Origin of the sequence: Paraburkholderia sp. UCT31 (genome assembly GCF_014397655.1) — a bacterium.
In the GTDB taxonomy this organism is placed as follows: Bacteria; Pseudomonadota; Gammaproteobacteria; order Burkholderiales; family Burkholderiaceae; genus Paraburkholderia; species Paraburkholderia tuberum.
Map to the genome: position 1 here is coordinate 128,111 of NZ_VZQP01000016.1, position 21,302 is coordinate 149,412.

Sequence of the window (21,302 nt, forward strand, 5' to 3'; positions counted from 1 at the left end):
TGATTCTCCGTGATGCGATGAAAAGGCAAGAGCCGCGAGGTCCGGCCCTCGTCAACCGACGTTCGCGGTATCGCCCGATCGCCGTGGCTCGTCGCGCTGCGCCGCGCTCAAGGTATTGGTCAGCGTGCCTATCCCATCGATCGTGATCGAGACCGTTGCGCCGTCCTTGATCGACCCCACGCCCACCGAGGTGCCGCACGCAATCACGTCGCCGGGTTCGAGCGTCAGATCCTGCGATATCAGACTCACCTGCTCGGCCGGCGAAAAGACCATATCGGCGAGCGGATAGTTCTGACGCTCGGCGCCGTCGAGCGTGGTCAGGAGGCGCGCCGCCCGCCAGTCGAAACCGGAGACGATGGCCGGACCCAGGCAACAGAAGGTATCGAAGCTCTTCGCGCGACACCACTGCGGAAAATGCGGATTCTCGTTAAGCAGATCGGCGGCGGTGACGTCGTTGACGAGCGTGTAGCCGAAGATCGCCGCCTCCGCCTGCTGCGCATCCACGTCGCGGCAACGCTGGCCGATCACGATGCCGAGTTCGCCTTCGTAGACGATCTTGCCCGCGTAGTGACGCGGCCGGCGGATCGGCTCGCCCGCGCCGATCACCGACGCCGCCGGCTTCAGCAGAAACAGCGGATGCGTGGGCACGGGTTTGTCGAGCTTCGCCGCGAGCGCGTGATAGTTATTCCACAGCGCGACGATCTTGCCGGGCGAGCACGGCGCCAACGGCGTCAATGCGCGCAGCGACAGTACTGCGCCGGTCGGCACCGGCTGCGCGAGACTTTCGTACTCGTGCAGATAGGCGCCTTCGACACGGCCGAACACGATGCCGCTGTCGCCCGACATGAACCGCATCCACGTCTGCATGCCTCGCTCCTAGATGGCGCCCGCCGTGCGCAGCGCCGTGATCTGCTCGGCCGAATAACCGAGCTCGGCCATCACTTCATCGGTATGTTCGCCAAGCAGCGGCGAGCGTTCGACGTCGGTCGGGCTGTCGGACAGCTTGATGGGATTGCCCACTGTCAGATACTTGCCACGCTTCGGATGATCGACTTCGACGATCGTGCCGGTTTTGCGCAGCGACGGCTCCTCGGCAATTTCCTTCATCGACAGGATCGGGCCGCACGGAATGTCGTATTCGTTCAGGATCTGCATCGCCTCGAACTTGGTCTTCGTCATCGTCCAGCGTTCGATTTCGGCGAAGATCTCCTTCAAGCGCGGCAGGCGCGCGGGCGCCGTCGCGTAGTCGGGGTCCGTGGCCCACTCCTCCTTGCCGATCACGTTGCAGATCTTCGCCCACACGGGCGCCTGCGTGATGAAGTAGATATAGGCGTTGGGGTCGGTCTCCCACCCTTTGCATTTCAGAATCCAGCCCGGCTGGCCGCCGCCCGACGCATTGCCCGCGCGCGGCACCGCTTCGCCGAACGTGCCGTTCGGATATTGCGGATACTCCTTCATCACGCCGGTACGGTCGAGCCGCTGCTGGTCTCGCAGTTTGACGCGGCACAGATTGAGCACGCCGTCCTGCATGGCCGCGAGCACGCGCTGGCCGCGTCCGGTATGCGTGCGTTGATAGAGCGCAGTGACGATGCCGAGCGCGAGATGCAGCCCCGTGCCGCTGTCGCCGATCTGCGCGCCGGTCACGACCGGCGGCCCGTCGTCGAAGCCGGTGGTCGACGCAGCGCCGCCCGCGCATTGCGCGACGTTTTCATAGACTTTGCAGTCCTCGTAAGGACCGGGACCGAAGCCCTTCACCGAGGCGACGATCATGCGCGGATTCAATTCCTGAATCCGCTCCCACGTAAAGCCCATCCGGTCGAGCGCGCCCGGTGCGAAGTTTTCGACCAGTACGTCGCATTTCTGGATCAGCGCTTCGAGCACCTGCTTGCCTTCCGGATGCTTGGTGTCGATCGTGACCGAGCGCTTGTTGTGATTGAGCATCGTGAAGTACAGGCTATCCACGTCGGGAATATCGCGCAGCTGCTCGCGCGTGATGTCGCCCGCGCCTGCCCGTTCCACCTTGATCACGTCCGCGCCGAACCATGCGAGCAATTGCGTGCAGGTCGGCCCCGATTGCACATGCGTGAAATCGAGGATGCGCACACCGTCGAGTGCCTTGGCCATGTCGTATCTCCTGAACGATGAGGGTTATTTGTACATGGTCTGGTTCTTCGTGCCCGGTGCGTACTCGCGCGGGTCGACCCAGATGTTGACCACCGCCGAGCGGCCGGTGCGATGAATCGCTTCGCGCGCACGCTGTAGCGCGCTCGCGATCTGCGCGGGATCGCGCACTTCCTCGCCATAGCCGCCGAGCATTTCGGCGAATTTGCTGAACGGCACGTCGCCGAGCAGATTGCCGACGTTGCCGCGTTCTTCGCCGTATTTGGCAAGCTGGCCGTAGCGGATCTGGTTCATCGCCGAGTTGTTGCCGATCACCGCGAGATACGGTGCGCCGAAGCGGTTCGCGGTTTCCATGTCGAACGCGGTCATGCCGAACGAGCCGTCGCCGTAATAGCAGAGCACTTCCTTGTGCGGGTGCGCGAGCTTCGCCGCGAGCGCGAAGCCGGTGCCGACGCCGAGCGAGCCGAGCGCGCCGGGGTCCATCCACTGCCCGGGGCGGCGCGGGCGCACCGCTTGCGCGGAGATCGTCACGACGTCGCCGCCGTCGCCGATATAGACGGTGTCGTCGGACAGGAATTCGTTGAGTTCGTACGCGACGCGATACGGATGAATCGGCGTGCTGTTCGAGCGGAATAGCGGCATCAGTTTTTCGGTTGCGCTCGCTTCGGCGTCGCGCAACTGCGCCATCCATTTGCGGCGCGCCTGACGCTTGTCGTCCTTGATACGACCGCTCGCGGCCTGCAGCACTGCGGCGAGAATCGCGCCCGGATCGCCGACGAGACCCAGATCGATATCGCGATTCTTGCCGACGGTTCGATAGTCCATATCGATCTGCACCAGCGTCAATTCCTTGCTGATGCGTCGGCCGTAACCCATGCGGAAATCGAACGGCGTGCCGACCACGATCAGCACGTCGGCATTCGCAAACGCCTGCGAACGCGTGCGATCGAAATGATGCGGATCGCCCGGCGGCAGCAGCCCGCGGCTCGCGCCATTGAAATAGCCGGGAATCTCGATGCCGCGCAGCAGCGCGATCGCTTCCTCGTGACCGCGCGCGGTCCACACCTGCTGGCCGTACAGGATCGCGGGGCGTTCCGCATCGACGAGAATGTCCGCCAGTTTCTCGATGTCGCGCGGGTCACCGATCGATTTCGTCGACGCGCGATAGCGGCCCGGCTGCGGCACGATCGCGCGCGACACGTCGACTTCGCGGTCGAGCACGTCGCGCGGAATTTCCAGGTAGGCGGGACCGGGCGCGCCGTTGAAGCATTCGCGCGCGGCCATCGAGACCATGTCCGCGACGCGCTCGGTGCTCGACACGCTCGCGGCGAACTTCGTGATCGGCGCCATGATGTCGACGTGCGGCAGGTCCTGCAGCGAGCCCATCTTGTGCTGCGTCAGCGCGCCCTGCCCGCCGATGTGCAGGATCGGGCTTTCCGAGCGGAACGCGGTCGCGATGCCGGTCACCGCGTTCGTGCAGCCGGGGCCGGCGGTCGTCACCACGCAGCCGAGCTTGCCGGTCTGGCGCGCGTAGCCGTCGGCCGCGTGTGCGGCGACCTGCTCGTGGCGCACGTCGATGATGCGGATGCCTTCGTCGACGCAGCCGTCGTAGATATCGATGATGTGGCCGCCGCACAGCGTGAAGATCGTGTCGACCCCCTCGTTTTTCAGCGCCTTTGCGACCAGATGGCCGCCCGACACGACGCCCGCGTCGCGGGTCTTCTGCTTGAGCGTGTCGTCGGCGGTCGTGGTGGCCGTGGCCGGACTCAGGGATGAAACAACTGCAGACATGGTCATCTCCTCATCAATCGGATGTGCAACGGTTATCGACGGACGCGTCCGCTTCGATATACGTCCGGTTGCACCGACGTCTCACGGCTTCGAAGATACCGTATGTGATATATCACATTCCTTCAAGGCCAATTTCGAGACATAGACGGCGCGAAGTTTGTGCTGCTCGAGCTTGCCAGCCGCAGCTTTGCGCCGAATCTACAAGGCTCTGCGGCAGTCATTTCAAGGGAAAACACCAGGCCGTGCGTCACACCGGTCATTGTTGATATATCACATACCATATTTTTAAGATCGTCAAGCAAGGTTATCCCGCAGCGCGGCGGCGACCTCGTTTGTTTGCCGTTCGCCGCCGCGCGACCTGCGCATCGCTCGAAGTGCGCGCACGCAAAAAAGCCCGCGGTGCTTGCACACGCGGGCTTTTCGCAATCAGCAGCCAGGCAGCGTCTAGGCCGCCATCAATCGAGGAAATCGCAATTGGCTTCGACGAACGCCGCGAGATCGAGCGAATGCTGGCGCGTGAGCCGCTCGGCGAGTTCGGTGTCGCGCTTTTCGAGCGCCTCGATGATGCGCAGATGATCGACGATAGAGCGCGCGGCCCGGTCGCTCTGCGAGATGGTCATGCGCCGGATCGCGCGCACGTGGATGAAGATGTTCTTGATCGTGTCGAGAATGATCTGCGACTTCGACAGCTCGACAATCGCCTGATGAAACGCGATGTTCGCGTCCGAATACTCGGCGATATGCTCGGCCGGCGTCGTGTCGCGGAAATTGTCGAACATATGGCGCAAGCGGCCGATTTCCTCGTCGGTCGCATGCAGCGTGGCGAGCCGCGCGGCCATGCTTTCGAGCGCGGCCCACATCTGGATCATCTCGACGATTTCGCGTTTGCTCTTGCGCACGATGTAGATGCCACGCCGCGGCACCATGCGCAGGAAGCCTTCCTGCTCGAGCAGCGTCATCGCTTCGCGCACCGGCGTGCGGCTCACGCCGAGCGATTCGCTGAGCACGCGCTCGTCGAGACGGATTTCTTCGCGATTCTGGTAGATATCCGCGTCGGCGATTGCCTGACGCAGCATCGCATAGGCCTGATCGCGCAAGCTCGCACTCGCGCCGATTGGCTGCAACGACAGGGTCAACGGGGTGGCCACTGTTTCAGTTGGAAGTTCTGACGACATTCATCGCCTCTGCTTGAACACGCGCGCGATTCGGCGCCGCCGTTTTGCCGCGCTGCTCGCCCAGACCCACGAAGCGGCCATGTTGCGATGCAGGTGCAGCGACCGATTCGGGAATCCAGTCGGTCAGCAGAACGGTGGCGGCACAGCCCAACCCAACGACGGCCATGGCGAACAGCGCAAGAGGCACGAATTCCACGTGTAACTCCGGATGATTGAGAAGATTGATTCCTCAATCATATGCTGCAACGCCGCATTTTTCAATATTCGGTATGTAGTATATCAATGACCGTTGTTTTTAAGATTACTTTCACGTTAGCACGCCGCGCGCTGCGTGGGTTCGCCCACATCGTTCCCCGCGACGGTTCTCCGCGGCGCTCAGTGTAAACACGCAAAACGCGCGCTATTCGCGCAGCCGCGAGCGATGATCGCGCATTTTCTCCCTCACGCGGATTGTGAATTCCGGGTCGCGTCATTAACCTTCCGGACATTCCCTGCGCGGATCGATCGCGTCGAAAGCCTTGCCCGGGCGGCGCGATCGATTAAAGCACATATCACATTGAAGGAGACTCGATGAGCACCGCCCACCCGCAGGCCACAGTGGCCACTCACCGCAATGCGCGCAGTCAGGCTCGCAAGGCCGCGCTCGGCAGCTTTATCGGCGCCGTGGTCGACTGGTACGACTTCCTGTTGTACGGCATCGTCGCCGCGCTCGTGTTCAACGCTGAGTTCTTCCCGAACGTCGCCCCGGCGATGGGCACGCTTGCCGCGTTCGCGACCTTCGGCGTCGGCTTTCTGTTCCGGCCGCTCGGCGGCTTCGTGTTCGGCCATTACGGCGACCGGCTCGGACGCAAGCGCATGCTCGTGCTCACCGTGATGATGATGGGTCTGTCGACGGCCGCGATCGGTCTGCTGCCGGGGTTCTCGACGATCGGCTGGTTGGCGCCGGTGCTGCTCGTCACGCTGCGCGCAATCCAGGGCTTTGCGGTCGGCGGCGAATGGGGCGGCGCGGCGTTGATGGCCGTCGAAAGCGCGCCCGAGAAAAAGAAGGCCTTCTACAGTAGCGGCGTGCAGGTCGGCTACGGCGTCGGGCTCGTGCTGTCGACGGGACTCGTCGCGCTGATCAGCCGCTCGATGGACAACGCCGCGTTCCTCAGCTGGGGCTGGCGTCTGCCGTTTCTGTTCAGCGTCGTACTGGTGCTGATCGCGCTGTGGATCCGCTCGAGCATGGAGGAATCTCAGGAGTTCGTCGAGAAAGTCGGCCAGCATGGCGAGCGCCGCGTGCGCCTGCCGATCGTCGAAGCGCTGCTGCGCCATCCGAAAGCCTTCCTGCTGATTATCGCGCTGCGGCTCGCCGAGCTGTTCACGATGTACATCGTGACCGCGTTCGCGCTGAGCTACTCGACCACGAACCTGCACATGCCGCGCGAGTTTTTCCTGACGATCGGCTTCGTCGTCGGCGCGCTCAGCTGCGTGACGATTCCGTGCTTCGCCTGGCTCGCGGATCGCTTCGGCCGCCGTCGCATCTATATGATCGGCGCGCTGGTCGGCGTGTTCAGCGCGGTGCCGTTCTTCCTCGCGCTCGAAGCGCGTTCGACAGTATGGATTGTCGTGTTCGCGGTGATGCTTGCCAACATCGCACACGACATGGTCGTCAGCGTCCAGCAGCCGATGTTCACCGAGCTGTTCGGCACCGAGTACCGCTATAGCGGCGCGGGTGTCGGCTATCAGGTGGCGAGCGTGGTCGGCGGCGGATTCACGCCGTTCATCGCGGTCGCGCTGGTCAGCTTCGCGGGCGGCTCGTGGCATCCGGTGGCCGCGTATCTGGCGATCGGCTGTCTGATCTCGGTACTCGTTGCAGCACGCATGAAGACCGGGCGCAAGATCGACTGACACCGGCGGAACTCGCCGTCGATACACGACGGGCCGGCGCGGCGAAGAAGCCGCGCCGGCCCGTTTCTTTTCGTGCCGCGCGTCGTGCGCGGCTCGCTTATTGGCGAATTTGCATAGCGGCTCTAGTCGGAAGTACGGAGCAACCGGCTCTGAGCGTCCCACGATTTGCACGATCGCGTGAAGAATACCCGCGTTTCACCAGGTTCACACCTTATGTCCGCGCGCTTCATATTGCGAAGCCATCGACCACGTCCTATTGTCGAGCCAGGCACGATTTTGGGTACGTGGATCCAGGTCATATGAAATAAAAGTACATATAGCGATGACGCGACGGCGTGCGCAAGTTACACTCCGCCGCCTCAAGGTATATGCACGAAGCGCCGATAAACAGAACAACTGTAAGGAGACCCACTTATGAGTAGCATCAGCGAGCCGGGCGGCCAACGAGGCTCAGCCCCATTTTTTTCCAAACAGGCCACCGTCGCACAGCCCGGCTTTTCGCGCTGGATGGTGCCCCCCGCGGCGCTCGCCGTGCATCTGTGCATCGGTCAGGCCTATGCGTTCTCGGTATTCAACGGACCGCTGACCAAAGTGATCGGCATCACGCAGTCCGCGCCCGATGACTGGTCGCTGACCGCGCTCGGCTGGATCTTTTCGCTCGCGATCGTGTTCCTCGGTTTGTCGGCGGCATTCGCGGGCAAATGGCTCGAACACGTCGGTCCGCGCCGCACCATGTTCACGGCAGCATGCTGTTTCGGCGGCGGGTTCATGGTGTCCGCGCTCGGCGTCTATCTGCATCAGATCGTGCTGCTATATCTCGGTTACGGCGTGATCGGCGGGATCGGGCTGGGGCTCGGTTATGTGTCGCCGGTGTCGACGCTGATCCGCTGGTTCCCGGACCGCCGCGGCATGGCGACCGGCATGGCGATCATGGGCTTCGGTGGCGGCGCGATGATCGCGGCGCCGTTGTCGGTCGCGCTGATGAACCACTTTCATAGCGCAACGAGCGTGGGCGTCGCGGAGACCTTCGTCGTGCTCGGCATCGTCTACTTCATCTCGATGACGATCGGCGCGCTCGCGATCCGCGTGCCGCCCGCCGACTGGAAGCCGGCCGGCTGGACGCCGCCCGAAGTCACGCAGCACCGGCTGATCTCGCGCAACCATGTGCATATCGATCAGGCGTTGAAAACACCGCAGTTCTATCTGATCTGGTTCGTGCTGTTCCTGAACGTGACGGCCGGGATCGGCGTTCTCGGCCAGGCCTCGGTGATGATCCAGGAGAGCTTCAAGAACACCGTGACGGCGTCCGCTGCGGCCGGCTTCGTCGGATTGCTGTCGCTGTTCAACATGGGTGGACGTTTCGTGTGGTCGTCGGCATCGGACTGGATCGGTCGCAAGAACACCTACGCCATCTTCTTCGTGCTCGGCGCGGTGCTCTACTACTTCGTGCCCAGCTTTGCCGCGAACGGACAGATCGCGCTGTTCGTGCTGACGTACTGCATCATCCTGTCCATGTACGGCGGCGGCTTCGCGACGGTGCCGGCCTATCTCGCCGACATGTTCGGTACGGCGTTCGTCGGCGGCATTCATGGACGGCTCCTGACCGCGTGGGCGGCGGCGGGCGTAGCGGGTCCGGTGCTCGTCAATTACATCCGCGCATATGAAGTCGCGAACGGTGTCGCCAAAGCAGACGCGTACACGATGACCGTGCACATCATGGCCGTGCTGCTCGTGATCGGCTTTATCTGCAACCTGCTGGTCAAGCGTGTGGATGAGAAGCACCACATGACCGATGCACAAGTCGCCAAGGGCGCGTGAGGAGATCCGTATGTCGACCGTTCAAACCGTACATCCGACCAACAAGGTGATGCTCGCGGTGTTCTGGGTGTATGTGATGATTCCGCTTGCCTGGGGGGTGATCAATACGCTGACGCAGGCGATGAAGTTGTTCAAGTGATGACCACCTGATGGGGTGCGCACCCCGGCCTGGTTGAGGGGCGGGGTGCCGATAGCGCGCCCCGCCGTAGTCTCCCCTCACCGCCCCAACCCACTATGCGCGATCTGCTGCTCGACGAACTGCGCAAACAACGCATGCATATGCGTCGTCGGATGCAAATCATCGGCGAACATGTAAGTCTGATCCGCATTGGCGCTCACATAGGTCGCCGGCGAACATAGCAGCGCGGTGTCATCGGGCGTTTTCTTCGGATCGCAGGCCTGCCCCGTATTCGACACGGTAAAACCGTTCGCCTGAAAGCTTCCGATGAGCTGATTCGTCCACGTGTACGAATCGACCTCGATCACCTTGGACTGCAGCCCATCGGTTTGCAACGCGGCGTTCAACGTAGCGTTGAAAAGCTGCGACAGCTGCGTGAGGTTCGCGCCACCATCGGCCGAAGCGAGCCCCTTCGGCGACAGCCCGATATTCGGCAGATTGATCACCACCACATGCGCGCCGCCGTTCTGCACGATCTGCCCGACGAGCTGGGCGAGCGTCGTGGCCGCCGCCTGCACGATCGGCGCCGCGGCGGGCAGGTTGCCGGCGCGGAGCACATCGTTCGCGCCCACCCACACGAGCACGAGCTGATTGGCGTTGAAGCTGCCGTGAGCGCTCAGATAGCTCGACAGTTGCTGATTGACAGGCATTTCGATGTTGCCGATGACGTCGCTCAGAAAGTCGTACTGGTTCGCCGGCGTCGCCACCGTCGAGCCCCCTTCCGCGTAACCGAGGCCGCTCTGCGCACTCAGCTTATGCGTGAAATCGATCGTGAACGCGGCGCTGAGCGTATCGCCGTAGTATTGCGCGACCTCCTGGGCCCACACCTGGCCGGGGTTGGTCGTGAAACGCCCGCCTCCCACCGCGCTCGCGAGCGGCGCATAAGTCCCGACGTCCGACAGGCTGTCGCCGAACGACACGACCTGCAGCATGACGCCGCCAGCCGGCTCGGCCGGCGTGCTGCCGCCGCTATTCGACCCGCCGCTGCCGTTACCGCCCCCGCCGCAAGCCGAGAGCAGCACGATCGACATGGCAAAAACTACAGCGCGGACCTTGTCATTTATGCCTCGCATTTGCTCCTCCTCGCCGGGCGGGCCAGCGGTGTCGAGTACCTCACGTGCGTGGTCGGTGCCGGAACGGTACCTGACCGCACGCGGCTCTTCAAACAAGCATCGCGTATGCCCAGCGAGGAAATGCGGCCCGCTCAAAGCCTCTCGAACACCACCTCCTGCGCGCCTTCCCACAGCACCTTCGTGCCGAGCTCGCGCAGTTTTTCCTTGCCTTCGACGATCGTCAGAAAATGATTGCCCGCGAGTTGCCCCATCTTGCTCGCGAAGCAGCATGAGCCATATGCGAGGATGATCTCGGTCTCGCTATAGCCGCCCGGATAGAACAGGATGTCGCCGACCGATGGATGGCTCGTGTGATTCTCGAAGCCGACCGCGACGCCGTCGTTCTCGAGCTTGAATTCGCCGAGCGGCACCCAGCAGCCCTCACCGCTCCAGCGCACATGGATCAGCTTCTGCCGGTACGGCAGAAGCTTCAGGAACGCGGCCACGGTCTGCGGCGCGTCGGGATGGGTTTCGGCGATGAAGGCGTGGCCGCAGGCGGTCATCTTGAGTCGGGTCATGGCGCGTTATCCGGTATGTGGGGTTCAAAAGCGGTTCGATTCTGTCGTCCGATGCAAGGTTTCGACAGATACAGTTGTCGGCGCCGCGGTCAGTCCAGTTAGACCACGTCCGATCGCGGGCGGCCGGCCGAACCGCGAAGCCTTGCGCCACGGGCCATGCCAGTTTCCACCGCGCGCCGCCACGAAAGTTCGTAGTTTGCAAGCCGCGCAATGCAAAGCACACTGCGCAAGTGCGTGATTCCTACTGTAGAAAGGCGAGCCGTTACGGCGTGCGCAGGCAAGCATCGGCCGGCGTGCATCTCAAGCGCGCAGCCGGTAGGCGAGCGGCGTCGCACCATAGCCACGCTTGAACTGCACGGAGAAATGACTGGCATTCTCGAAGCCAACTTCGAGCGCGATTTGCAGCACGGTTCGATCCGTGGCGCGCAGCAGCCTCGCCGCTTCCTCGAGCCGCAAGCGCGTCACGAACTGATGCGGCGTCTCCCCGGTCTCGCGGCGAAACACCCGGGCAAAATGAAAACTGCTTAGGCCGGCCTGCTCGGCCAGTTCGGCGATCGCCAGATCTTCGGCGAGATTGGTGCAGATGTACTCGGTCACTCGGCGAATCCGGCGCGGCACCAGCCGTTCGGGCCGCGTCGCGCCGCCGCGTCGCGCGTCGTTGCCGCTCGAATAGTGCTGCAGCAGGTGCGCGGCGAGCGCGTGAGCCAGCGTATCGACATACAGACGCGAATCGGCCGGATCGCGGGCGGCGCGATGCAGCGCGGCAAGCATCGCGGCGATCAGCGGATCATTGAAGCGCATCGCGTCGCCGAGCGACAGTTCACGCGACGCGTCGAGCCCCATCTGTTGCGCGACGCTGTCGATCAAATCGCGCTCGATGTGCACGTGCAACGTAGACAACGGCTCGTCGCTGATCGAATGCCAGCGCCACGAGATCGGCGTGGGCGGCACGAACCACAGGTCGTTCACGCGCATATCGGCGCTTTCCCAAGCTCCGCCGAGGTTGCGCTCGAGATGCTCGGCGCCGCTCGCGAGCGTCATCAGCGTGAAGTCGCGCAAACCGGGCGCTTCGAGCAGGTCTTGCCGCACCGGCTCGAGATACGAGCGCAGCACCAGATGCCGCCACTCGCGATCCACGCTCGACACGAGTCGCTGGCCGGCCATGTAGCGGTCGTAGGCGAGCGTCGTCGTGAGCTTGGGAATTCGTGCCATCACATCCCCTCGAAGGAGGTGCCGTATGGAAGGAGAAACGCCGCCGTACCCGTATTGCCGGTCCACTGTCAGCGCAAGATCACAAAAATGATAGCAAGGAACCGGCTACCGACATTTCACGAAATCGCTAATCATTGAGGTTGTCGTCTTTCACGCGTTTAGAACGCCGGAGCTACCGTTTCATGGAACATGAATGCGATACGCTGCCGCAATGGCTGACCGGCTCGCCGCAAGGCGAAGCCGGGCACGCGTCGGCAGCACACCCGAGAGCGGCATCCGCCCAACCGGCTTACCCGGCCGGCGCGCGGCACGCCGCGCAATCAGCCCACGCGGCTGAAGCAGTGAAGATGTCTCCCCGCGCCGCGAATGGTGCGGGTCGCAGTGGCTTTCTGACTCTGTTCACCGAGGAAGAAATCGGCACGCCGTCGCCCGCGGCGCGGCGGGCCGCGCCGCTGATCGGTCCGCTCGGACGGTTCGGCAGCGCGCAGGACCGCATGGAGTTCGTGCGTCAGCGCATCAGGCAATTGGGCTTCGACTCGTTCAGCTATACCGCCACGCGCACGTCTTCGCATCACAAGACGATGTTCGTGTTGACGAGCTACGAGTCGCAGGCCTGGCTCACGCGCTATTTCCGCGAGCGCTATTTCGAGCTCGATCCGCGCGTCGCGCTCGCGTCGCCGACCGGCATGCCGTTTCTGTGGAATACCGCCGACCTGCGCGCCGATCTGCCGCGCGCGCAGCTGCGCAGCGAGCGGCTCGGCGCGCTGATCGACATGCTGGAGGCGACCGGCCGCAAGAGCGGCATTCTCACGCAGATGCCGCTGCCGGAGCCGGAGCTGAGCGCGAGCCTGTGCTTCAATTCGGAGATCGGCAACCCGCGCTGGATGACCGAATCGATCGTCGCGGAAACGCTGATGTTCGCGCACTCGATTCATGAGTTCATCTGGATGCACGCGAAAAGCGTGATCGGCATCGCGCCCGCGCAGCAGCAGCGCGTCGCGCTGAGCAAGCTGCAGCACGCGGTGCTGAAGGCGGTCGTGCAGGGGCAGCGCGACAAGGAAATCGCGTATTTCCTCGGGCTGTCGCCGCATAACGTCGACTATCATCTGCGGCGCTTGCGGCAGCTGTTCAACGTGCGCAACCGCGTGCAGTTGATCAATGTCGCGCAGGCGTATCTGTTGTAGTCGGCGTCTGCGCGTATCGATGAAGAGGGCGCGACGGCTTTTCGCTGTCGCGCCCTCTGCTAATCGCGCGGTCTTATCAGCTTTTCAAGCGATAGCCGGTCCTGAAGATCCAGCCGACGATCACGAGGAACACCGCGAGGAACAGCAGTGTCATGCCGAGACTCAGGCCGACGCCGACGTCGCCCAACTCGTAGAAGCTCCAGCGAAATCCGCTGACCAGATAAACGATCGGATTGAACAGCGTGACGGCGCGCCAGAACGGCGGCAGCATGTCCACCGAATAGAAGGCGCCGCCGAGAAACGTGAGCGGCGTGACGATCAGGAGCGGCACCAGTTGCAGCTTCTCGAAGTTGTCCGCCCAGATGCCGATGATGAAGCCGAGCAGACTGAACGTGACGGCCGTCAGCACGAGAAACAGCACCATCCAGAATGGATGCATGATCTGCAACGGCACGAACAGCGCGGCGGTCGCGAGAATGATGAGCCCGAGCAGGATCGACTTGGTGGCCGCCGCGCCCACATAGCTGACGACGATCTCCAGATACGATACGGGCGCCGACAGCAGCTCGTAGATCGTGCCCGTGAAACGCGGGAAGTAAATTCCGAACGACGCGTTCGCGATGCTTTGCGACAGCAGCGACAACATGATCAGACCCGGCACGATGAACGCGCCGTAGCTGATGCCCTCCACTTCCTTGATACGCGAGCCGATCGCCGAGCCGAACACGACGAAGTACAGCGACGTGGAAATCACCGGCGCGATGATGCTTTGCATCAGCGTGCGCCACGTGCGCGCCATTTCGAACTTGTAGATCGCGCGCATTGCGTAGATGTTCATGGGTTCCCCCGCAGCAGACTGACGAAAATGTCTTCGAGCGAACTCTGCGTGGTGTGCAGGTCCTTGAAGCGGATACCGGCGTCGTCGAGCGATTTCAGCAGCGCGATGATGTCGGTGCGCCCGCCCTCGCCTTCATAGGTGTAGGTCAGTTCGTTGCCGCCGTTCGCGACCGCGAGCCCGTAGCCGGCGAGCGAAGCCGGCACCGTGTCGAGGGGGCTCTCCAGTTGCAGCGTCAACTGCTTCGTGCCGAGCTTGCGCATCAGCTCGGTCTTCTCTTCGACCAACATGATTTCGCCCGCGTTGATCACGCCGATGCGGTCGGCCATCTCCTCGGCTTCGTCGATGTAATGCGTGGTCAGGATGATCGTCACGCCGCTCGCCGCGAGCGAGCGTACGAGCTTCCACATGTCGCGCCGCAGCTCGACGTCGACGCCGGCGGTCGGCTCGTCGAGAAACAGCACGCGCGGCTCGTGCGACAGCGCCTTCGCGATCAACACGCGCCGCTTCATGCCGCCCGACAGCGTGATGATCTTGTTGTCGCGCTTCTCCCAGAGCGACAGGTCGCGCAGCACTTTCTCGATGTAAGCGGGGTTCTTCGGCTTGCCGAACAGGCCGCGGCTGAACGACACGGTGGCCCAGACGGTTTCGAACGCGTCCGTGGTCAACTCCTGCGGCACGAGGCCGATCAGCGAGCGAGCCGCGCGATAGTTGGAGCCGATGTCGTGGCCGTCCACCGTCACGCCGCCTTCGCTCGCGTTGACGATGCCGCAGACGATGCTGATCAGCGTGGTCTTGCCCGCGCCATTCGGCCCGAGCAGCGCGAAGATTTCTCCACGGTGGATCGCCAGATTGATGTTCTTCAGTGCCTGAAAACCGCTGGCATAGGTTTTCGACAGATTCTTGACCGAAACGATTGGCTGCATGGACTCGATGATGGCCGACACCGCTGTTGAATGACAGGAAACGGCGCGAAGGAACGCGCCGCATCCGCAATGTAATGGAAAGTGCGAAAGCGTGCAGCGCACGCGAGCGGACGAACAGACCGTGCGGTTGCGGCGCTACGTGCGCGAAAAGGCGGTGGCGCTCGGGCTGTCGGCTCGTCGGGCGTGGGCCCCGGCTCGGTCCGCACGCTTTGTTGCGCGGCTCGCCGGTCAAACAGGTGCTGCGACGACTCAGACCTCAGGGCTGCGCACAGACAAAACTACTCGCCAGATTTACATTGCCTCGGCCGAGATAGCGCGGAAACCCGGGATAGCGGCACAGCGGCCGCGAGCGTCCATTCGTCGCCGCGGCGAGATCTGTGGCCATCAGCGTTTCGGGTGCGACGCCGCGCGTGACCCACGCGTCGAGCGCGCCGAGCAGATCGACCGATGGAATGAACACGCCGTTGCCATGCTGAAACCCCGGCACCATGTACAGCCGCATGAAGCGATCGACCTCGTCCTTGCCGAAACGCGCGACTAGCGCGTCGTGATACGCGATCGTCTGGTTCGGGCTGATCACTTCGTCGGCGAGACCCTGCAGCGTGATCAGCTTGCCGCCGTGCGCGATGTAACGCGACAGGTCGGGGTTCATCGCGCCGATCGTGGCCGACAGCGCGATCAGTCGCGCGCGATATTTGCCGGGGCGTTGCGGATCGAACGTCAACGAATCGAAGTCCGCATCGCGCGCGACGAAGTAGCGCAGATAGCCGTCGCCTTGCGCGAACAGATAGCCGTTTGCATAGAACGTCGGTACCGGTTGACGCCGCGGCTGATGCGCGAGCCCGAGCGCGCCGGTCAGTTGCGTGCCCTGGAACACGTTGTAGCCGCGATAGCCGCTCACGTCCCACGCGAGCCGAAACGGCAGCGACAGCCCGTCGCGCATCGCCAGCATGGTGGCCAGTTGTGCGTCGGTCAGACACGCATCGTCAGATGAAGGGCGCAGCGCGCAACGCAGCGAATCGACAATTTGCGCTTCGTGCGCGCGACATGCTTCGACGTCGCTGACGATGCCGTCCGCCATGCCGTCGAGCCGGTCGCATACCTCGAGCGTGCGTTGATAGACGCGTTCGACCAGCGCCGGCGGCACGAAGCCGCCCGGCGTACCGTACTCGGCCTGGCCGAGCTTCACGCCGATCAGCCGCACGCCGGAAAAATTCAGCGCGGGCGCATTGGCGATCACGCCGTCGTAGTCGTCGGGGAAGCGCTGCATCACCGTGTAGCCTTCGCGGCCCCCCGTCGAGCCGCCGGCAAAATACATGCGCTGCGGCGGCCTGCCGTACGCGTGCGCGATCAACGCGAGCGCGACGTCATGGGTTTTCTTCAGATGCGCGTAGCCGAAGTTCGTCACCGCTTCATCGACGAGACCAAACTCCGCGAGCGACGAATCGCCGACATGCCCCGAGTCGTCACCGAACGTCGCGTAGCCTTGCGCGAGCGGCGCGCGATCCGGCCAGAACGGCATCACGCCGGTGCCGCTGACAACCACGCCGTTGTACCCGCCGCCGCCGATCTGCAACGCACGGCCATTCCAGCGACTCGGCAGATTCAGATCGAAGCGGATGTCGGGCGTCGTCCGATTCAGCGCCTTGATGCGGCCCGTGATGCGGCAATACTCGCCGCCTTGCTGATTGCCCGGCGCGGTCGCACCGATCATCGCCGCGCTTTCGATCAGCGCGCCGGCCGTCGGCATCTCGATCAATTCGGGCGACAGCACCGCGCCCGCGAACTCCGCGCAGTGCATCGCGAACGGTGTCTCTTTGGCCTGCGCGGCCGTGCGATGCATCGCGAGCCACGCGAGCACGACGACGCTCATCACGGTCGCGAGTCCAACGAGCTTGCGCGTAGTGCGCATCGTGGTCGTGATGCGCCCGCGGCGCTCGCATCGTGTCATTCGCAACCCGCGCCATTCGCCTGTGCGCCCGACTGCTGCCCTTTCCAGCCGCTCCAGCCGCGCGCGATCATCAGCAGCGCGCCGATCGCCGCGAAGTCGCCGCCGAGCCCGACCAGCACCGCGCGAAAGCCGTGAAACGTGTGCGGTGTCGCCGTGTCGATGATCAACGACACCAGCGTGCCGGTGACGAAGCACACGAGTCCGGTGCGCCCCACCGTCACGACGGCGGGCAGCCGCCTCGCGAGCCACGCGATACTGCCCATCCGCACGAACTGGGCGGCGAGCCACGCGATGACGATGAAATTGATCACACGTTCCACTGAAAGATTCTGCTTGTGCGTGCCGGACAAAGGCTGCGTCAGCACGAAAAGTTTGACCATCGCGAAGCCAAGCACCGCGACCACCGCGACGCGCGTGAGCCACTGTGCGGTACAGCTCGCATGAAAACGTTCGCTGATCGGCTGCACGCGGCACAGCATACCGAGCACGAACATCAGTTGCCACGCAAACGGATTAAAAGCCCAGTCGGCGACAGCGTCAATGCTGAATAACGCGGCGAGCGGCCGCGCGACGGCCCACACCGCGACGCTCACCGCGAGCGCGAGCGATGCAGAGCGGCGCGCGAGCGGCACCATCACGGGCACGCATAGCGCGAACAGCACGTACATCGGCAGCACGCTGGACAGATACGGTTGCCGGCGCAACAGCGCGATATCGAATGCCTGACGCCATGGCTGCAACGCGAACGGCGGCCAGCCGGTCATTTCTACCATCGGCCGATTCAGATCGAGCAGCGCGAGAATCGCGCCGGACACGAGCGTCAGCATCGCCGTCAACAGATACGCGCGATAGATCTCCCCGCAGCGTTTGAGGAAGCGCAGCTGCGCCGCGTGTTCGCCGCGATGCGCAAGCACCGCCGTATACGCCGCCGCCGATGCGTAGCCGCCGAGAAACACGAACACCTCGGCCGAATCGCACAACGCGTACGCGTGCAGCATCAGATGCGATAGCGTGCTGCCGGGAATGTGATCGAGCACGATGACGATCAGCACGATACCGCGAAAAAAATCGACTTCGACCGATCGTCCACGGCTACGGCCTGGGGTTTCCATTCGTCTTCTCGAAGAATGCGCGCTGGCGGCACGCAAGAACGTCAATGGCCACGCATCAGCGGGTGCGATCCTGAACGCACGCAGGCTTTCTTATCGAGCTTCGGTCCGATCCGTCAGCACTTCGCGCTCAAGCGAAGGCCGGCATGACCAGCCGGATGGCGGGCTGTTCGCTAAAGGGATCGGTGGCTGGCGGAAACCATGTCGCACTCCTGTCCTCACCTAACCGCTTGACCACAGTTGGGGCTCTGCGGCGTGCACGGCAGAAGTATTTGTGACGTTGCGCGGCGAGCCTTACCTGCTGTGGCGCGCTGTTGATCAACACGAGACTGAACTCGATATCTTCATGGAGGATGGCGACTCTCAGCGTTCTTTCCCGCTCGAGAAACTCCAGCTGCAGGCGAGTCTGCCGGAGAGCGAAATCGGTATAGCAATCCTCGACGTAGTCCGTGACCGTCGATTTCAGCACAACGCCGGTCAACAGCACCAGGACAAACGAGACCGCGACGCCCGCGCCCATGACGAGCGTCCGCTGATAGCGGTTCAGCCTGCTCGGCTCATCAACGCGTGAGTCGCCGTTGAGCGTGTGAACCACGCGTCCATGCCTGCTGGAATCTGTGCTCTGTGATGGCATGGCGGACCTGAATCAGGGACGCAAGGAATGATTTCCACATCATACGGCGATTCCGACTCGTTGCGTGTTTGATGTCGATTGAGCCGCCTGTGGCGGGCGGCGTTGCGGTTTGCGCCTGTCCCCGCCTTCACTTCTGGTCGTCGCCTGTTACGTGAAGCTCGACTGAAACCCGTTCGGCGCGCGGTTGCACTCGTCAGCGCAAGCATTGGCGACGGGCATCGCTGAACTGTTGATAGTTGATGAAACACATAGGGCACCCTTTCCACTATCTGCCGTCCCGTCAAGATTTCTGACCTTGCCACGCTCTCCGCGTTAGCAGGCAGTGCCGCCATCTCAAGCGCTGCAGCGCTCAAATACCGGCCCGCGCCGATTCGGACCGGTCCTATTTTTATCCAATCTCAAAAATATAGACTGAACCCAGTTACAGAGATTTAGCAAAGGCCTGCCCTAGATTGACTCGGCAGAAATCTGGCCGATTCTTACTGCGGCCATGAGCTTTCGGGATCGTCATCGCCCCCGTTTTTGCAGCTGATATTGAACAGCAAGAAATGGCAACGGCGATTTGGCATTAGTTCGCATAACTCAATTCTTTTTCAAACTTTAAAAGGAATCATGTCATGAACAAGTCCTATGTCAGCATCTGGAGTGAAGCCCTTGGGTCGTGGGTGGCTGCATCCGAGCACACTGCGCGTCGCGGCAAGCGCAGCAAGTCACGCTGCGTGATGGGTAGCATCGGCGTAGCCTTGGCTGTAATTGCGGGCTACAGTGGGAACGCTGCTGCTGGTGTTACGAACCCTATTGGCACCTACGGCAACATTGCCATCAACAATTCGACCACCACCACCACCGCTGCTGCCAGCACTCCTGGATCGATAGCGATTGGTGCTGGTGCAAACGCTAAAGGCGACGTTAATTATGACGGTAGCTCGGCCATTGCCATCGGCGATTCAGCCAAGGCGAACGGGGGTGGCACGATTGCGCTCGGCGAAATGGCCGTTGTCAACGGTGATCGCTCGGCAGCTTTCGGGCCAGCTTCAACCGTGAGTGCCTCAGATTCTGTGGCGCTCGGTTTCGGGAGCACGGTCACCGCGACCAATAGCGTGGCTTTGGGCGTGAATTCGGTGGCCGACCGGGCGAATACGGTGTCGGTAGGCACGGCCACCGGCCAACGCCAGATTGTGAACCTGGCTGCAGGTACCCAAAATACGGATGCTGTCAATCTGAGCCAGCTCGGAGGAGTGGTGAATGCGCTAGGCGGTGGGGCGGCGATCGAGTCGGACGGCACGATCAGCGCGCCGAGCTACAGCGTGGGCGGTACGACGGTCAACAACGTGGGTGACGCGTTTGCCAACATCGACGAAAGCGTGCGCCGCAACGCCTCATTGATGGATAACCTCAACGATGGCCTAGTGATGATCCACAACATCGCGCTCGACAACAGCAAGGACATCGCGATCAACAAAGCCGACATCACGAAGATGAGTGGCGACATCACGAACGTCACCAACAACCTGAACGACGGCACGATCGGTCTGGTGCAGCACGACGCAGCGACCCGGAACATAACGGTGGCCAGGGATCTGGACGGCACGACGGTGGATTTCGGTGGCACTGAGGGCGCGCGCACGCTGAGCGGCGTGAAGGCCGGTGCGCTGAGCGACACCAGCACCGAAGCGGTGAACGGTTCGCAGCTGTACGCCACGAACCAGCAGGTGGACCAGAACACCAACTTGATCACCAGCCTGGACGACCAGGTGACGAATATCGGTGGCCAGGTCACCGACGTGTACGAGAAGGGCACGAAGTACTTCCACGCGAACTCGACGGGTGAGGATTCGTCGGCAGTGGGTCAGGATTCGGTGGCGATCGGTATGGGCGCGGTGTCGAACAACACGAATGATGTGGCGCTGGGCGCCTCTGCCACGGCCAGCGGGGGAAACTCGACTGCAATCGGTAATCACGCTCAGGCGGCAGCCGCCTACGCCACTGCGCTTGGTCAGGCGGCTGCTGCAAGCGGGTTCGTCGCAACTGCGATCGGTTCGTCCGCTAAGGCGGCAGGCGACCACGCCATTGCGGTTGGTGCAATGGCTGATGCGGCAGGCGCCTCAGCCACTGCGATCGGTACGTCCGCTCAGGCGGCAGGCGGCTGGGCCATTGCGATCGGTTCGCACGCTCAGGCGGCAGGCATAGATGCTATTGCGCTTGGTGCGTACGCTGCTACGACCGTGGATAGGGCAACGGCACTGGGCGCCGATGCTTCTGCAACGGAGAAGGGCTCGGTAGCGCTGGGCGCAGGCTCGACGACGTCTGCGGCGGTGGGCACCAGTGGAGCGACCATCGGCGGGACGGATTATGCGTTCGCCGGTGCGAACCCGGCGAGCACGGTGAGCGTGGGCAGCGCAGGTAACGAGCGCACGATCACGAACGTGGCCGCAGGCCGCCTGAGCGCGACGAGCACGGACGCGGTGAACGGTTCACAGTTGCACGCGACCAACCTGAGCGTGACGGCCAACGCGACGAACGTTGCGGCCAACACGACGGCGATCACCAGCATCGACGGCCGCGTGACCAACGTGGAAGGCTCGGTCACGAACCTGACGCAGCAGCTGGACGGCGGCAGCGTCGGCCTGGTGCAGCAGGACGCGACCAGCAGGGCCATCACGGTGGCCAGGGACCTGGACGGCACGACGGTGGACTTCGGTGGCACTGAGGGCGCGCGCACGCTGAGCGGCGTGAAGGCCGGTGCGCTGAGCGACACCAGCACCGAAGCGGTGAACGGTTCGCAGCTGCACGCGACCAACCAGAACGTGACGGCCAACACGACGGCGATCACCAGCATCGACGGCCG

Annotated in this window: 18 protein-coding genes and 1 pseudogene; 6 read left to right on the plus strand and 13 right to left on the minus strand. The window is 63.1% G+C overall.

The window, feature by feature from the left end:
* Positions 1–51: 51 nt before the first annotated feature.
* The 5 genes from F6X40_RS16010 to F6X40_RS16030 form a co-directional block, all read right to left on the minus strand.
* Entirely contained in the window at positions 52–867 is an 816-nt protein-coding gene (locus tag F6X40_RS16010; RefSeq protein WP_187628485.1) for a fumarylacetoacetate hydrolase family protein, read from the minus strand.
* Between the two features lie 9 nt (positions 868–876).
* On the minus strand, positions 877–2,124 hold the full coding sequence (frc, locus tag F6X40_RS16015) for a formyl-CoA transferase (RefSeq protein ID WP_184072562.1): 1,248 nt from the start codon (positions 2,122–2,124) through the stop codon (positions 877–879).
* 24 nt (positions 2,125–2,148) lie between these two features.
* A complete protein-coding gene (locus F6X40_RS16020) occupies positions 2,149–3,912 on the minus strand; it encodes a thiamine pyrophosphate-binding protein (RefSeq protein ID WP_187628486.1) in 1,764 nt (587 codons plus the stop codon).
* Positions 3,913–4,367: 455 nt separating this feature from the next.
* Positions 4,368–5,087, minus strand: a complete 720-nt coding sequence (locus tag F6X40_RS16025) for a GntR family transcriptional regulator (protein WP_013091210.1) — start codon at positions 5,085–5,087, stop codon at positions 4,368–4,370.
* Positions 5,065–5,283 (minus strand): hypothetical protein, encoded by a 219-nt coding sequence (locus F6X40_RS16030; protein ID WP_184010619.1) that lies wholly within the window; start codon positions 5,281–5,283, stop codon positions 5,065–5,067. The genes F6X40_RS16025 and F6X40_RS16030 overlap by 23 nt, the downstream gene beginning before the upstream one ends.
* A 374-nt stretch (positions 5,284–5,657) precedes the next feature.
* Here F6X40_RS16030 and shiA point away from each other — a divergent pair, with 374 nt between their 5' ends.
* The 3 genes from shiA (at position 5,658) to F6X40_RS16045 (ending at position 8,934) form a co-directional block, all read left to right on the plus strand.
* On the plus strand, positions 5,658–6,977 hold the full coding sequence (gene shiA, locus F6X40_RS16035; RefSeq protein ID WP_184072566.1) for a shikimate transporter: 1,320 nt from the start codon (positions 5,658–5,660) through the stop codon (positions 6,975–6,977).
* Between the two features lie 414 nt (positions 6,978–7,391).
* Positions 7,392–8,795: an OFA family MFS transporter gene (locus F6X40_RS16040; RefSeq protein WP_187628487.1), complete on the plus strand. Its 1,404-nt coding sequence runs from the start codon at positions 7,392–7,394 to the stop codon at positions 8,793–8,795.
* 10 nt (positions 8,796–8,805) lie between these two features.
* Positions 8,806–8,934, plus strand: coding sequence for an oxalate:formate antiporter (locus tag F6X40_RS16045; RefSeq protein ID WP_090809263.1), 129 nt, complete (start codon positions 8,806–8,808; stop codon positions 8,932–8,934).
* Between the two features lie 77 nt (positions 8,935–9,011).
* Here F6X40_RS16045 and F6X40_RS16050 read toward each other — a convergent pair whose 3' ends face one another.
* The 3 genes from F6X40_RS16050 to F6X40_RS16060 form a co-directional block, all read right to left on the minus strand.
* Positions 9,012–10,046, minus strand: a complete 1,035-nt coding sequence (locus F6X40_RS16050) for an SGNH/GDSL hydrolase family protein (protein ID WP_187628488.1) — start codon at positions 10,044–10,046, stop codon at positions 9,012–9,014.
* A 131-nt stretch (positions 10,047–10,177) separates the two neighbouring features.
* A complete protein-coding gene (locus tag F6X40_RS16055) occupies positions 10,178–10,603 on the minus strand; it encodes a DUF3830 family protein (protein ID WP_018424716.1) in 426 nt (141 codons plus the stop codon).
* Positions 10,604–10,903: 300 nt separating this feature from the next.
* Positions 10,904–11,815 carry a helix-turn-helix domain-containing protein gene (locus tag F6X40_RS16060; protein ID WP_187628489.1) on the minus strand — a complete coding sequence of 304 codons (912 nt, stop codon included), beginning with the start codon at positions 11,813–11,815 and terminating at the stop codon, positions 10,904–10,906.
* A gap of 182 nt (positions 11,816–11,997) precedes the next feature.
* On the opposite strand from F6X40_RS16060, the gene F6X40_RS16065 reads away from it, so the two are divergent.
* A complete protein-coding gene (locus tag F6X40_RS16065) occupies positions 11,998–12,999 on the plus strand; it encodes a helix-turn-helix transcriptional regulator (RefSeq protein ID WP_184037295.1) in 1,002 nt (333 codons plus the stop codon).
* 76 nt (positions 13,000–13,075) lie between these two features.
* Here the strand turns inward: F6X40_RS16065 and F6X40_RS16070 are convergent, their stop codons facing one another.
* The 4 genes from F6X40_RS16070 to F6X40_RS16085 all read right to left on the minus strand — a co-directional run bounded on the left by F6X40_RS16070 (position 13,076) and on the right by F6X40_RS16085 (position 17,823).
* On the minus strand, positions 13,076–13,837 hold the full coding sequence (locus F6X40_RS16070; RefSeq protein ID WP_184072573.1) for an ABC transporter permease: 762 nt from the start codon (positions 13,835–13,837) through the stop codon (positions 13,076–13,078).
* Positions 13,834–14,760 carry an ABC transporter ATP-binding protein gene (locus F6X40_RS16075; RefSeq protein WP_184037299.1) on the minus strand — a complete coding sequence of 309 codons (927 nt, stop codon included), beginning with the start codon at positions 14,758–14,760 and terminating at the stop codon, positions 13,834–13,836. The genes F6X40_RS16070 and F6X40_RS16075 overlap by 4 nt, the downstream gene beginning before the upstream one ends.
* 256 nt (positions 14,761–15,016) lie before the next feature.
* Positions 15,017–16,711, minus strand: coding sequence for a tannase/feruloyl esterase family alpha/beta hydrolase (locus tag F6X40_RS16080; RefSeq protein ID WP_187628490.1), 1,695 nt, complete (start codon positions 16,709–16,711; stop codon positions 15,017–15,019).
* Complete coding sequence (locus tag F6X40_RS16085) at positions 16,708–17,823, minus strand: OpgC domain-containing protein (protein ID WP_187628491.1); 1,116 nt, start codon at positions 17,821–17,823, stop codon at positions 16,708–16,710. Before F6X40_RS16085 ends, F6X40_RS16080 begins: the two co-directional genes overlap by 4 nt.
* Before the next feature lie 66 nt (positions 17,824–17,889).
* Here F6X40_RS16085 and F6X40_RS16090 point away from each other — a divergent pair.
* A pseudogene (locus F6X40_RS16090) lies at positions 17,890–17,958 on the plus strand (transposase); the annotation flags it as partial.
* Here the strand turns inward: F6X40_RS16090 and F6X40_RS43530 are convergent.
* The gene (locus tag F6X40_RS43530) at positions 17,951–18,415 is read right to left on the minus strand and encodes a hypothetical protein (RefSeq protein WP_187628492.1); all 465 of its coding nucleotides are present in this window, start codon (positions 18,413–18,415) and stop codon (positions 17,951–17,953) included. The pseudogene F6X40_RS16090 and the gene F6X40_RS43530 sit on opposite strands and share 8 nt — an antisense overlap.
* Positions 18,416–19,071: 656 nt before the next feature.
* On the opposite strand from F6X40_RS43530, the gene F6X40_RS16100 reads away from it, so the two are divergent.
* The coding region (locus tag F6X40_RS16100; protein ID WP_262421467.1) for a YadA family autotransporter adhesin at positions 19,072–21,302 on the plus strand (2,231 nt) is incomplete at its 3' end.